We start from the raw sequence: 12,172 nt of genomic DNA, 5'->3' as shown, positions 1-12,172 counted from the left end.
CTTGACAGAGAGATCATCAACCTTTTGCGACGTCATAGCGTCGCAAAAGGTTGATGATCATGGGGTTGGTCGGCCAACCTTGAGCAAGACTTCTTGCTCAACAACCCTTGCTAAAGAACTCTTTAGCAAGGTACCTTTACCTCATGCCCAGCGAACACCCGCAGAAGGTCACCGACCCGCAGTCGATGCGGGCTCTCGCGCACCCGCTCCGCCTCCAGCTCATGGATCTCCTGGGCATCGAGCCGGAGCTGACCGCCACCGAGTGCGCCGAACGCACCGGCGAGAGCGTCGCCAGCTGCTCGTTCCACCTGCGCATGCTGGCGAAGTACGGCTACGTCGAGCTGGGGGAGCCGCGCGGGCGGGAGAAGCCGTGGCAGCTGGTGAGCCGCAACCGCACCGTCGGGCCTGACGTCGAGAACCCCGAGTCGGTGCGGGAGGCGTCGGCGTTCGCGCGGATCGTCGTCGAGCGCGAGGCCGACCGCCTGCTGCGCACCATCGGCCGGGCGGCGGATCTCGGGCCCGGGTGGGGCCAGTCCATGGTGATCAACACGTCCAGCTTCTGGCTGACCCGCGACGAGCTCGAGGAGGCCATCGAGCGGCTCGGCGGGTTCGTCGACGACATCGTGGCGCGGTACGGGCAGCGCCGCGACGATCCCGCGTCCCGGCCCGACGACGCCCGCGTCGTGCACTTCCTCGGCGCCCTGAGCCCCGACCCCGACCTCGACTCCCACCGCACAGCACCCGCCGCAGCCGACGCCGCGGCCGACACCGCCCCTGACGAGCAGTAGGAGACCGCCATGTTCATCGAGCCCAGCCTCCACCACGACACGCACGCCGAGCGCCGCACGTCCGCCGCCCGCTACCGGGCCCGCCGCGACCTCGTCCGGGCGCGCCGGTTACGCCGCTGGGCCGACCGGTCCGCCCGGCTCGCCGCCCGCCTCGATCGCGAGGCCAGCTCCGCGCGCGGTGGAGCCGACGCGGCGGGCGCGCCGTCCGCCGTCATCCGGCTGATCAGCGCGGCCTGAGCCGGTGCCGTCCGCGCTGGCGCACCGGCCGTTCCGCCGGCTCACCGTCGCCTGGACGTTCAGCAATTTCGGCGACAGCGCGCTGTACCTGACGGTCGCGATCTGGGCCAAGGATCTCACCGGCAGCAACGCCGCCGCGGGCATGGTGTTCCTGATGCTCGGCCTTCCGGTGTTCCTGGCGCCGCTGGCCGGGCAGCTGGCCGACCGCCTGTCGCGCCGGCGGCTGGTCGCGGGCGTCAACGTGGTCGCGGCGGCCGGGGTGCTGGCGCTGCTGGCCGTCGACGACGCCGCCGACCTGTGGCTGATCTACCTGGTGACGTTCGGGTACGGCTGGGTCGGCTACGTCACCAGCGCGGCGCAGTCCGGGCTGCTCAAGGACATGCTCGACGACGACGACCTGGCCGGCGCGAACGGGCTGCTCACCACGCTCGACCAGGGGCTGCGGCTGCTCACACCGCTGGCCGGCGCCGGCGTCTACGCGCTCTACGGGGGCGGCGCGGTGGCCGTCCTGACGGCGTCCATGCTGGTCATCGCCGCGCTGGTGGTCCTGACGGTGCGCGTCGACGAGAGTGCGCCGACGCCCGCCGCCGAGCGCGAGGGCTTCCGGCGCGAGCTGACCGCCGGGTTCCGGCACCTGCGCGCCACGCCGCAGCTGGCCGACCTGATGCTGCTGCTGGCCATCGCGGTCGCGATCACCGGCATCGCGAACTCCACGACGTTCGCCATCGTCGAGGCGCTGGGCCTGCCGAGCGAGTTCTTCGGCGTCCTCGCCAGCATCCAGGGCGGCGGCTCGATCGTCGGCGGGCTGACGGTGGCGCTGCTGATCAGGCGGACGGGGGAGCGGACGGCGGTGGGCGTCGGGCTCGCGGCGGTCGCCGCCGGGCTGGCCGCCGCGCTGGCGCCGTCGGTCGCCGTCGTGGTGGCCGGGGCGGTCGTGCTCGGGCTGGGCGTGGTGTGGGCGGTCGTCGGCATGGTGACGCTGCGGCAGCGGCTCACCCCCACCCGGCTGCAGGGCCGCACGTCCGCCGCGACGAACATGGTGCTGAACGGGCCGCAGGTCGCGGGCACTGCCGCGGGAGCCGCGCTGATCTCCGTCGTCGACTTCCGCCTGCTCGTCGCCGCCATGGCTGCCACGGTCCTGACCTGCGGCGTCGTCCTCCTCGCCCGCCGCGTCGCCGCGCCCGCCGCCGTCACAGACGAGCAGCCGGCCGCCCAGACGGTGTAGGAGTTGGGTCCGCGCGCCACGATCTGGCACAATGGCCTGCTGAACCGGCGGACGTGCGGCCCTCTCACCCTCGAACACCGGATCCATCGAACCGTCGTGGCCGGTGCCCCACTCAGGTGACGGCGGCTCACCCGTGCGTGAACATTCCAAGGAGACTCCACCCCAGTGGCTGTCAAGATCAAGCTGAAGCGGATGGGCAAGATCCGCGCGCCGCACTACCGCATCATCGTGGCCGACTCGCGCACCAAGCGCGACGGCCGGGCCATCGAGGAGATCGGCCTGTACAACCCGAAGCTCGAGCCGAGCCTCATCCAGGTCGACTCCGAGCGCGCGCAGTACTGGCTGGGCGTCGGCGCGCAGCCGACCGAGCCGGTGCTGGCGATCCTCAAGGTCACGGGCGACTGGCAGAAGCACAAGGGCCTCCCGGGCGCCGAGGGCACGCTGAAGGTCGCCGAGCCGAAGGCCGAGAAGCGGGCCGCGTTCGACGCCGCGCTGGCCGAGGTGCACGGCGAGCCGAAGTCCGAGGCCACCACGGCGAAGAAGAGGCCGGCCAAGAAGTCCGCCGCCAAGAAGTCCGAGGCCAAGGCCGACGCGAAGGCCGACGAGCCCAAGGCGCCGAAGGCCGACGAGCCGAAGGCGGACGAGCCGAAGGCCGACGCGAAGGCGGAGGAGCCCAAGGCGGACGAGGTCAAGGCCGACGAGGCCAAGGCCGAGGCGCCGAAGGCCGACGAGCCGAAGGCCGACGAGCCGAAGGCCGACGAGCCGAAGGCTGACGAGGCGCCCGAGGCCAAGGCCGACGACGCGCCGGCCGCCGAGGCGAAGGCTGACGAGTCCTGATGCTGGCCGAGGCGCTGGAGCACCTGGTCGCCGGGGTGGTCGACCACCCCGACGACGTCAGCGTGCGCACGCGTCAGCTCCGCCGCGGCCGGCTGCTCGAGGTCCGGGTCCACCCCGACGACCTCGGCAAGGTCATCGGCCGCGGCGGCCGCACGGCCACGTCGTTCCGCACGGTCGTCGCGGCGCTGTCGTCCGACGGCGGCGTCCGCATCGACTTCGTCGACGTCGACGGGCGCTGACCCCGCGGTGATCGTCACCGTCGGGCGCATCGGGCGCGCGCACGGCGTCCGCGGCGAGGTTTCCGTGGACGTCCGCACGGACACCCCCGACGAGCGGTTCGCCGACGGCGCCGTCCTCGCCACCGATCCCGCCCAGCGGGGCCCGCTGACTGTTCTCGGGTCCCGCTGGCACAGCGGGCGGTTGCTGGTGACGTTCGACGCCGTCCCCGACCGCACCGTCGCCGAAGGGCTGCGCGGCACGCTGCTGCTGGCCGAGATCCCCAACGGCGCCACCACCGACGACCCGGACGAGTTCTTCGACCATCAGTTGGTCGGGCTGGCCGTCGTCGGCGTCGACGGCGCCGAGCTGGGCGTCGTCCGCGAGATCATCCACGGACCCGGCCAGGACCTCATCTCCATCGGACGGCCCGGCGGCGGCGAGGCGCTGGTGCCGTTCGTCACCGAGATCGTGCCGGAGGTCGACGTCGCGGCGTCCCGGCTGGTCGTCGACCCGCCGCCCGGACTGTTCGAGGACTGATTGTTCGCATGCGGATCGACGTCGTCACGATCTTCCCGGACTATCTGACGCCACTGGACCTCTCCCTGGTCGGGAAGGCCCGAGAAGCCGGCGTCCTGGACCTGCGCGTCCACGACCTGCGCGATTGGGCCACCGACCGCCACCGCACCGTCGACGACACCCCGTACGGCGGCGGCGCCGGCATGGTGATGAAGCCCGACGTGTGGGGCGCGGCGCTCGACGACGTCATCGGCTCCGGCGCGTCCGGTCGCGTGCCGCGGCTGCTGGTGCCGACGCCGTCCGGCCGGCCGTTCACCCAGGACATCGCGCACGAGCTGGCCGGTGAGCCGTGGCTGGTGTTCGCCTGCGGGCGGTACGAGGGCATCGACGCGCGCCTCGTCGAGGACGCCGCCACCCGGCTGCCCGTCACCGAGCTGTCGCTGGGCGACTACGTGCTCAACGGCGGCGAGGTCGCCGCGCTGGTCGTCGTCGAGGCGGTCGCGCGGCTGCTGCCCGGCGTCGTCGGCAACCCGGAGTCGCTGGTCGAGGAGTCGCACGGCGCCGACGGCCTGCTCGAATACCCCGTCTACACCAAGCCGCCGACGTGGCGCGGGCTGGACGTCCCCGAGGTGCTGCTCTCCGGCCACCACGGCAACGTCGCCCGGTGGCGGCGCGACCAGGCGCTGCGCCGCACCGCCGAGCGCCGTCCGGACCTCGTCGCCCGGCTCGACCCCGCCGTGCTGGACGCCCGCGACCGCGAGGTTCTCGACGCGGCCGGGTTTCCGGTTCCGCCGCCGTCTGTGGCAGACTGACCCGCTGGTGCCCGGCTCGCGACGCCCCTGCCACAGGGGGAGCGCCGACGCGAAGGTCCGGGCACGTCGACCCTGACAACACTTGAATCCGCAGGCGACCTGTGGCGCCCCGCGAGAGAGCGAACCCATCATGCACCTGCTCGACTCCGTCGACTCCGCGCAGCTGCGCGACGACATCCCCGCCTTCCGCGCCGGCGACAACCTCAAGGTCCACGTCCGCGTCGTCGAGGGCAACCGCTCCCGTATCCAGATCTTCCAGGGCGTCGTCATCCGCCGCCAGGGCTCGGGCATCCGCGAGACGTTCACCGTCCGCAAGGTGAGCTTCGGCGTCGGCGTCGAGCGCACGTTCCCGGTGCACACCCCCGTCATCGAGAGGATCGAGCTGGTCACCCGCGGCGACGTCCGCCGGGCGAAGCTCTACTACCTGCGCAACCTGCGTGGCAAGGCCGCCAAGATCCGCGAGAAGCGCGAGACGGTCTGACGCTCCCCTGACGGGAACCCGGTGGCACGGCACCGCCACCGGGTAGCGTGCCCGAGGCACGTATTGTTGCTCACGTGCCACCGGAAGCGTTCGACTCTTCGCCGGGCTCGCCCCGGAAACCCCAGGGAGATGCCGTGACCGAGGAGAACGTGCCTCGGGAAGGCGACGGGAGCCCGCGTCGCGGCGGCGACGACACCGAGACGCCCGGCGGCGGCACTCGGAACGGGTTGGCCGCCTTCTTCAAGGAGACCGCCATCGTGGTGGCGCTCTCCTTGCTCATCGCCACGGTCGTGCGGATCTTCCTCGTGCAGGCGTTCCTCATCCCGTCCGGGTCGATGGAAGACACCCTGCTGGTGGGCGACCGCGTGCTGGTGTCGAAGATCAGCCTGCAGTTCGGCGACATCCACCGCGGCGACGTCGTCGTGTTCGAGGACCCCGACCGCTGGCTGGGCGACCAAGCGCCGTCCGGCGGCACCGGCGTCGGCGGCGCCATCAAGGACGTCTTCGAGTTCGTCGGCGTGCTGCCCGACGACTCCGAGGAGCACCTGATCAAGCGCGTCATCGGCGTCGGCGGCGACACCGTGGCCTGCTGCGACGACGCCGGGCAGCTCACCGTCAACGGCACCGCCATCGACGAGACGTCGTACCTGTACCCGGGCGACTCCCCGTCGCTGAACGAGTTCGAGCGCACGGTCCCCGACGGCGAGCTGTTCGTCATGGGCGACCACCGCTCCAACTCCGGCGACTCCCGCATCCACGGCACGTTCTCCGCCGACCTCGTCGTCGGGCGGGCGTTCGCCATCGCCTGGCCGTTCAGCCGCTGGGGCGGCCTCGGCAGCAACGGCGTGTTCGACGACGTCCCCGAATCCTGATCCGTCATGCCCACACTCGCCCGACGACGCATCCTGGTCCGGCGCGACGCCGGACTGTACGCCTATGAGCGGACGCTGGCCCGGTCCGGGTTCGCGCCGGTCGCGGGCGCCGACGAGGCCGGACGGGGCGCCTGCGCCGGCCCGCTCGTCGTCGGCGCCGCCGTCCTCGCGCCGGGCAAGCGGGGCGAGGTGCCCGGCCTGGCCGACTCCAAGCTGCTGACGCCGGCGGCCCGCGAACGTGCCTACGACCACGTCCTCGCCCGCGCCGTCGCCTGGTCCGTCATCATCGTCCCGCCCGACGAGGTCGACCGCGTCGGGCTGCACCGCAGCAACATCATCGCCATGCGCCGGGCCCTCGCCCGCCTCGACCCCGCGCCGTCGTACGTTCTCACCGACGGCTTCCCGGTCACCGGACTCGGCGTGCCCGGGCTCGCAATGTGGAAGGGTGACCAAGTGGCGGCCTGCATCGCCGCGGCGTCCGTCATCGCCAAGGTCACCCGCGACCGGATCATGTGTGACCTGCACGAACAGTGGCCCGCCTACGGGTTCGACGCACACAAGGGCTACGTGACCGACGATCATCAGCAGGCGTTGACCGCGAACGGGCCCAGCCCCGTTCACCGTCGGTCCTACGCCAACGTCGCGCGCGTGGTATCCCTTGGAGACGAAGGCTGGAAAGGGGAACCCGACCTATGAGTGCTGAGGATCTCGAGAAGTACGAGACCGAGATGGAGCTTTCCCTCTACCGCGAGTACCGCGACGTGGTCGGCCTGTTCTCGTACGTGGTGGAGACCGAACGCCGCTTCTACCTCACCAACAACGTCGACTTCCAGGTACGCGGCGAAGGCGGCGACGTCTACTTCGAGGTCACCATGAGCGACGCCTGGGTCTGGGACATGTACCGCCCGGCCCGCTTCGTCAAGAACGTCAAGGTCGTCACGTTCAAGGACGTGAACGTCGAGGAGCTGGCGAAGAGCGACCTGGAGATCCCCAAGACCTGACGAGCCGCGCCGCCCTGGTCGTCCTGCCGGCCGGCCCGTTCCGGGGCGAGCGCTCGGGCCTGGGCGACGCCGTGCTTCCGTGGCGAACGCTCGGCCCGAGCGGCCCCGTGGTTGCCCGGGCGGCGCCGTGCTTCCGTGGGGTCGCCAGCACGACACCGTGCCTCCACATGGCCGCGGCGCCGTCGCGGTAGCCGCTCGTCCACAGCCTCACCCGATTCCTCCGGTTATCCACATTCGGCGATTTCGGGGTCGAACCGGCCGCCCGATCCGGCGAGGCTCGTGGCGGAGGTGAGGCCGGTGCGACTCAAGGACAGCGTCGGCGTCTACGGCGAACGGGTCGCCGTGGCGTATCTGCAAGAGACCGGGTTCGTCGTGCTGGCGCGCAACTGGCGCTGCGACATCGGCGAGATCGACATCGTCGCGCTCGACGGCGCCACCGTCGTCGTGTGCGAGGTCAAGACACGTAGTGCTCTGGGGTTCGGCTCGGGGCTCGAGGCCGTCACGCCGCGGAAGCTGGCCAGGCTCCATCGCCTCGCCCGCCGCTGGCGCGACGAGACCGGGCGCGCGACCACCGACCTGCGGGTGGACGTCATAGCGGTGCACTGCCGTCCAGCTGGCGAGCCACAGGTCGTCCACGTGCGAGGTGCGCAATGACACGGCCGTCCCGTTGTCGGAGCGTGGCGATCGTCGGCGTGCGCGGCACCATCGTCGACATCGAGGTGCACCTCGGCGGCATGCCCGGGTTCTCGCTGGTCGGGCTGCCGGACGCGTCGTTGTACGAGTCGCGCGACCGCGTCCGCGCCGCCGTCCTGTCCAGCCGCGAGACGTGGCCGTTGCAGCGCATCACCGTCAGCCTGTCGCCGGCGGCATTGCCCAAACGCGGCAGCCACTTCGACCTCGGCGTCGCCGTGGCCATCCTCGCCGCGGCCGAACGGGTGCCGCTCGCCGCGGCCGACGGCGTGCTGTTCCTCGGCGAACTGGCGCTCGACGGGCGCCTGCACCCGGTCCGTGGCGTGCTGCCCGCCGTCCTGGCCGCCGAGCGGGCCGGCCTGACCCACGCCGTCGTTCCCGAGCCCAACGCAGCTGAGGCGCGGCTGATCCCGGGCATGCGCGTGTTCGGCGCCCGGTCGCTGCGGCAGGTGCTCGCCTATCTTCGCGGCGTCGAGATTCCCGACGAGCCGCTCGACGAGCTCGACGGGAGCGTCAACATCCTGGCGCCGCTCGACGACGACACGCTCGACCTCGCCGACGTTGCCGGCCAGGACACCGCGAAGCGCGCGGTCGAGATCGCCGCCGCAGGCCATCACCACCTGCTGCTCTCCGGTACGCCGGGCTCCGGCAAGACCATGCTGGCGCGGCGGCTGCCGTCGCTGCTGCCCGACCTGTCCATCGACGAATCGCTGGAGGTCACGTCCATCCACTCGATCGCGGGTGTGCTGCCACCCGGCCGTCCGCTGGTCGTCCGGCCGCCGTTCGTCGACCCGCACCACACCGCGTCGCCGGTCGCGATCGTCGGTGGCGGCCAGCGGATCCCGCATCCCGGCGCGGCCAGCCTGGCGCATCGCGGCACGCTGTTCCTCGACGAGGTCCCGGAGTTCCAGGCGCGCGTGCTCGACGCCCTGCGCCAGCCGCTCGAGAGCGGCGTCCTCACGCTGTCCCGCTCGGAGGCGACGGCGATGTTCCCGGCGCGCTTCCTGCTGGTCATGGCGCAGAATCCGTGCCCGTGCGGCAACCACGGCAGCACCGTCCGCGAGTGCACCTGCAGGCCCGACGCCGTCCGCCGGTACGGCCGGCGATTGTCCGGCCCGGTCCGCGACCGCATCGACCTCCGCGTCGGCGTCGAACCGCCCACCATGGCCGAGCTCGACACCGACGCCGAGCCCAGCAAGGTCGTCGCCGATCGCGTGGCCGAGGCCCGCGCGCGTCAGGAGCGGCGGCTGCGCGGCACACCGTGGCGCTGCAACGGCGAGTTGCCCGGCCCCTACCTGCGGCGCGAGCTGAAACTCTCCGGCGACGTCACCGCTCCGGCGTTCGCCGGGGTCCGCAACGGCAGCCTGACCCTGCGCGGCGTCGACCGTGTCTTGCGGGTCGCCTGGACCATCGCGGACCTCGCCGGCCGCGACCGTCCGACCGCCGACGACGTGGGCGCGGCGCTGCTGTTCCGGCTGGGGGAGGCGGTATGAGCCCCGAACAGCTGCACGTTGCCAAGTCGTCCGCCGAACGGGCTGCCCGGGCCGCGCTGTCCGCGGTCACCGAGCCGGGCGACGTACGCATCGCCCTCCGTGTGCGCGACGACGGCGCCGAGGCGACGTGGCAGGCCGTCCTCGGCGGCGACGACTCCCTCGACCTGTCCCGGATGTTGCGGCGGCGGGCCGAGTATGTCGACGGCGCGGAGGTGCTGGAACGGGCCGATGACCTCGACATCCGCTACCTGTGTCCGGGCGAGCCGGGGTGGCCGCCGCCGCTGGACGACATGACGTCCACGCTCGACTACGCCGACCGCGTCCCGCCGCCGCTGGGGCTGTGGCTGTTCGGCGACGGCGACCTCGCGGCGCTGGCCGAGTCGGCGGTCGCGATGGTCGGATCGCGGGCCTGCTCGCGCTACGGCGGGCGGGTCGCGTCCGACCTGGCGACGGACCTCGCGCTGGCCGGCCGGACGGTGGTGTCCGGCGCCGCGTACGGCATCGACGCCGCCGCGCACCGGGGCGCCCTCGGCGTCGGCGGCCCGACGATCGCCGTCCTCGCCTGCGGCGTCGACGTGCCGTATCCGCGCATCCACGCCCAGCTGCTCGAACGCATCGCGGCCGACGGGCTGATCATCAGCGAGGTGCCGCCGGGCAGCCGGCCGATGCGCGCGTGGTTCCTCGCCCGCAACCGCATCATCGCCGCGCTGAGCGCCGGCACGGTCGTCGTCGAGGCGGCGCCGCGGTCCGGTGCGCTCAGCACGGCCGGGTGGGCACAGAAGCTCAGCCGCGAGACGCTCGTCGTGCCCGGGCCCGTCACGTCGGCGCTCTCCGCGGGCTGTCACCGGCTGGTCCGCGACGGCGCCGGCACGCTGGTCACCGGCGTGGCGGACGTCCTCGAGGCGATCGGCCGCATCGGCGAGCACATGTCGCCCGATCCCGAGCGCGAGTCCCGGCCCATCGACGACCTCCTGCCCGCGCACGCGATGGTCCGCGAGTGGATGCAGGCCGGCGCCGTCGAGACCGCCGCAGTTCTCGCCCGCCGCACCGGTCTGCCCGCCCGGACGGTCGCGACGGCGCTGCGCGAGCTGGCCGCCGTCGGCTGGGTGACCCGCGAGGAGGGTGGCTGGCGGCTCGGTTCGACGATCAGTCCGCCGGAAACCCGCACATGACCAGCCTGGAAGGGGTATGCATGGACGCAATGGGCGCCACGCCATCGGGCGGCGCCGGCAGGGAGAGGGGAACCGCTCATGGGCTCTGTCGCACGTATCACCAATATCAGCGCTCGCTCCGAGACGAGCTTCGACGACGCGGTGCGCCTGGGCATCGCGCGCGCCAACCAGACGCTGCGCAACGTCTCCGGCGCCTGGGTCAAGGACCAGAAGGTCGAGATCCGCGACGGCGAGATCGTCGCGTACCAGGTGGCCTTGGAAGTCACCTTCGTCCTCGACGACTGACACCGCTGCTCGCCCGGCGGTGTCGGCTGACGCTGGTCGGCACCGCCGCTGACAACTACCCCGCTACCCCGTTACCCCGTGGCCGGCCGCGGTGCGCGGTTCGCCGGTGAGGTCACGGTCGGCCGGTGAGGTCAGTCGGCCGCCGTTCCGGGTGGTGGTCCGCTGGTGAGGTCACGGTCAGCCGGCAGGGTGGGCCGGCAGCCGTCCGCGTGGCGGCGCCGTCCGAACGCGTCGGCGGGTGATCCTTGAGGCATGGACGCCGACGTGGAGCTGCCCGAGGCGCTGGCCGGCGCGATCGTGGAGTTCGCGCGGCATCTGGAGTCGGAGCGCGATCGGTCCGAACACACGATCCGCGCCTACACCGGCGACATCGCGGCGTTGATGGAGCACCTGGCGAAGCTGGGGCGCAGCGAGGTCGGCCAACTCGATCTCGCCGCGCTGCGCAGCTGGCTTGCGCGGCAGAGCACGCTGGGCAGGTCGCGCGCCACGATCGCCCGGCGGGCGTCGGCGGCGCGGGTGTTCACGGCGTGGGCGCACCGCAGCGGGCTGCTCGGCGAAGACGTCGGCGCGGCGCTCGCGACACCGAAGGCGCGCCGCGCGCTGCCCGAGGTGCTGCGCGCAGGCGAGGCTTCGACGCTGATGGACGCGGCTGCCGACGACGCCTCGGACGGCGATCCGGTGAACCTGCGCGACCACGCGCTGCTGGAACTGCTGTACGCCACCGGCATCCGGGTCGGCGAGCTGGTCGGCCTGGACGTCGACGACCTCGACGACGGCCGTCGGGTCGTGCGCGTTCTCGGCAAGGGGCGCAAGGAGCGGACGGTGCCCTACGGCGTGCCCGCGGCCGAGGCACTCGACGCGTGGTTGCGTGCGGGCCGGCCGGAGCTGGCCACGCCCGCCGCGGGCCCCGCCTTGTTCGTCGGCGTCCGTGGTGGCCGGCTCGACCAGCGCACTGCCCGCACCATCGTGCACCGTCGGCTGCGAGCGGTGCCCGGCGCGCCCGACCTCGGCCCGCACGGGCTCCGCCACACCGCCGCGACGCATCTCCTCGAAGGCGGCGCCGATCTGCGCAGCGTCCAGGAACTGCTCGGCCACGCTTCCCTCGGCACGACGCAGATCTACACCCACGTCTCGGTCGACCGATTGCGCAAGGCGTACAAGCAGGCTCATCCGCGCGCCTGACCCCGCCGACGGCTCAACGACGCGCTGGCAGACACCCGGGACGGCGACGGCGCTGCGGGGGCGGCGGACGCCCGGGACGGCGACGGCTCGCTCCGGAGCGGTCGGCTCCCAAGGCACCGGGCGACTCAACCCTCACTCGCCGGTGGACGCCCGGGACGGCGGCGGCTCGCGCCCCGGAGCGGCCGGCTCCCAAGACGCCGGCGACTCACCCCAACCCGCCGGCAGACGACCGCGACCGCGACGGCCCGCCCACCCAGCCGACCTGGCGTCGGCTGAGCGTGGCACCGGTTGAGCGTGGCACCGGTTCATCGCGACGTCGGCCGGGTCGAGGTCGCCTGACCGGGGCGTCGGCCGGTCGAAGC

15 protein-coding genes and 1 pseudogene are annotated in these 12,172 nt (G+C 72.8%); all 16 read left to right on the top strand.

The genetic code is table 11. From position 1 onward, the window contains the following. Nucleotides 1-143 precede the first annotated feature (143 nt). The 16 genes and pseudogenes from ACW62_RS25090 to ACW62_RS25015 all read left to right on the top strand — a co-directional run bounded on the left by ACW62_RS25090 (nucleotide 144) and on the right by ACW62_RS25015 (nucleotide 11,810). The gene (locus ACW62_RS25090) at nucleotides 144-788 is read left to right on the top strand and encodes a winged helix-turn-helix domain-containing protein (protein ID WP_053206831.1); all 645 of its coding nucleotides are present in this window, start codon (nucleotides 144-146) and stop codon (nucleotides 786-788) included. Nucleotides 789-797: 9 nt separating this feature from the next. Beyond that, on the top strand, nucleotides 798-1,025 hold the full coding sequence (locus ACW62_RS25085) for a hypothetical protein (protein ID WP_053206830.1): 228 nt from the start codon (nucleotides 798-800) through the stop codon (nucleotides 1,023-1,025). Between the two features lie 4 nt (nucleotides 1,026-1,029). Next, nucleotides 1,030-2,250 carry an MFS transporter gene (locus tag ACW62_RS25080; RefSeq protein ID WP_053206829.1) on the top strand — a complete coding sequence of 407 codons (1,221 nt, stop codon included), beginning with the start codon at nucleotides 1,030-1,032 and terminating at the stop codon, nucleotides 2,248-2,250. 165 nt (nucleotides 2,251-2,415) lie between these two features. Further along, nucleotides 2,416-2,958, top strand: a pseudogene (gene rpsP / locus ACW62_RS25075) (30S ribosomal protein S16); the annotation flags it as partial. A gap of 128 nt (nucleotides 2,959-3,086) precedes the next feature. Next, a complete protein-coding gene (locus ACW62_RS25070) occupies nucleotides 3,087-3,326 on the top strand; it encodes an RNA-binding protein (RefSeq protein WP_053206828.1) in 240 nt (79 codons plus the stop codon). Nucleotides 3,327-3,333: 7 nt separating this feature from the next. After that, nucleotides 3,334-3,843, top strand: coding sequence for a ribosome maturation factor RimM (gene rimM, locus ACW62_RS25065; protein WP_053206827.1), 510 nt, complete (start codon nucleotides 3,334-3,336; stop codon nucleotides 3,841-3,843). Between the two features lie 8 nt (nucleotides 3,844-3,851). Continuing rightward, nucleotides 3,852-4,634, top strand: coding sequence for a tRNA (guanosine(37)-N1)-methyltransferase TrmD (gene trmD, locus ACW62_RS25060; RefSeq protein ID WP_053206826.1), 783 nt, complete (start codon nucleotides 3,852-3,854; stop codon nucleotides 4,632-4,634). A 130-nt stretch (nucleotides 4,635-4,764) separates the two neighbouring features. Further along, entirely contained in the window at nucleotides 4,765-5,115 is a 351-nt protein-coding gene (gene rplS / locus ACW62_RS25055; RefSeq protein ID WP_205629580.1) for a 50S ribosomal protein L19, read from the top strand. 134 nt (nucleotides 5,116-5,249) lie between these two features. Continuing rightward, nucleotides 5,250-5,987 carry a signal peptidase I gene (gene lepB, locus ACW62_RS25050; RefSeq protein WP_053206825.1) on the top strand — a complete coding sequence of 246 codons (738 nt, stop codon included), beginning with the start codon at nucleotides 5,250-5,252 and terminating at the stop codon, nucleotides 5,985-5,987. 6 nt (nucleotides 5,988-5,993) lie between these two features. Continuing rightward, complete coding sequence (locus tag ACW62_RS25045; protein ID WP_053206824.1) at nucleotides 5,994-6,683, top strand: ribonuclease HII; 690 nt, start codon at nucleotides 5,994-5,996, stop codon at nucleotides 6,681-6,683. Next, a complete protein-coding gene (locus tag ACW62_RS25040; RefSeq protein ID WP_046772400.1) occupies nucleotides 6,680-6,988 on the top strand; it encodes a DUF2469 domain-containing protein in 309 nt (102 codons plus the stop codon). Before ACW62_RS25045 ends, ACW62_RS25040 begins: the two co-directional genes overlap by 4 nt. A 297-nt stretch (nucleotides 6,989-7,285) precedes the next feature. After that, nucleotides 7,286-7,642, top strand: coding sequence for a YraN family protein (locus tag ACW62_RS25035; RefSeq protein WP_053206823.1), 357 nt, complete (start codon nucleotides 7,286-7,288; stop codon nucleotides 7,640-7,642). 23 nt (nucleotides 7,643-7,665) lie between these two features. Continuing rightward, nucleotides 7,666-9,171, top strand: a complete 1,506-nt coding sequence (locus ACW62_RS25030) for a YifB family Mg chelatase-like AAA ATPase (RefSeq protein WP_240477411.1) — start codon at nucleotides 7,666-7,668, stop codon at nucleotides 9,169-9,171. Then, nucleotides 9,168-10,343, top strand: coding sequence for a DNA-processing protein DprA (gene dprA, locus ACW62_RS25025; protein ID WP_053206821.1), 1,176 nt, complete (start codon nucleotides 9,168-9,170; stop codon nucleotides 10,341-10,343). The genes ACW62_RS25030 and dprA overlap by 4 nt, the downstream gene beginning before the upstream one ends. Before the next feature lie 78 nt (nucleotides 10,344-10,421). Continuing rightward, nucleotides 10,422-10,628: a dodecin family protein gene (locus ACW62_RS25020; RefSeq protein WP_053206820.1), complete on the top strand. Its 207-nt coding sequence runs from the start codon at nucleotides 10,422-10,424 to the stop codon at nucleotides 10,626-10,628. A 252-nt stretch (nucleotides 10,629-10,880) separates the two neighbouring features. Next, nucleotides 10,881-11,810 (top strand): tyrosine recombinase XerC, encoded by a 930-nt coding sequence (locus ACW62_RS25015; RefSeq protein ID WP_053206819.1) that lies wholly within the window; start codon nucleotides 10,881-10,883, stop codon nucleotides 11,808-11,810. Nucleotides 11,811-12,172: the final 362 nt, after the last annotated feature.

The organism is Jiangella muralis (assembly GCF_001270745.1).
GTDB classification, from domain to species: domain Bacteria; phylum Actinomycetota; class Actinomycetes; order Jiangellales; family Jiangellaceae; genus Jiangella; species Jiangella muralis.
The sequence above is the reverse complement of the archived record's forward strand: the minus strand, read 5'-3'. Positions and strand labels throughout refer to the sequence as shown.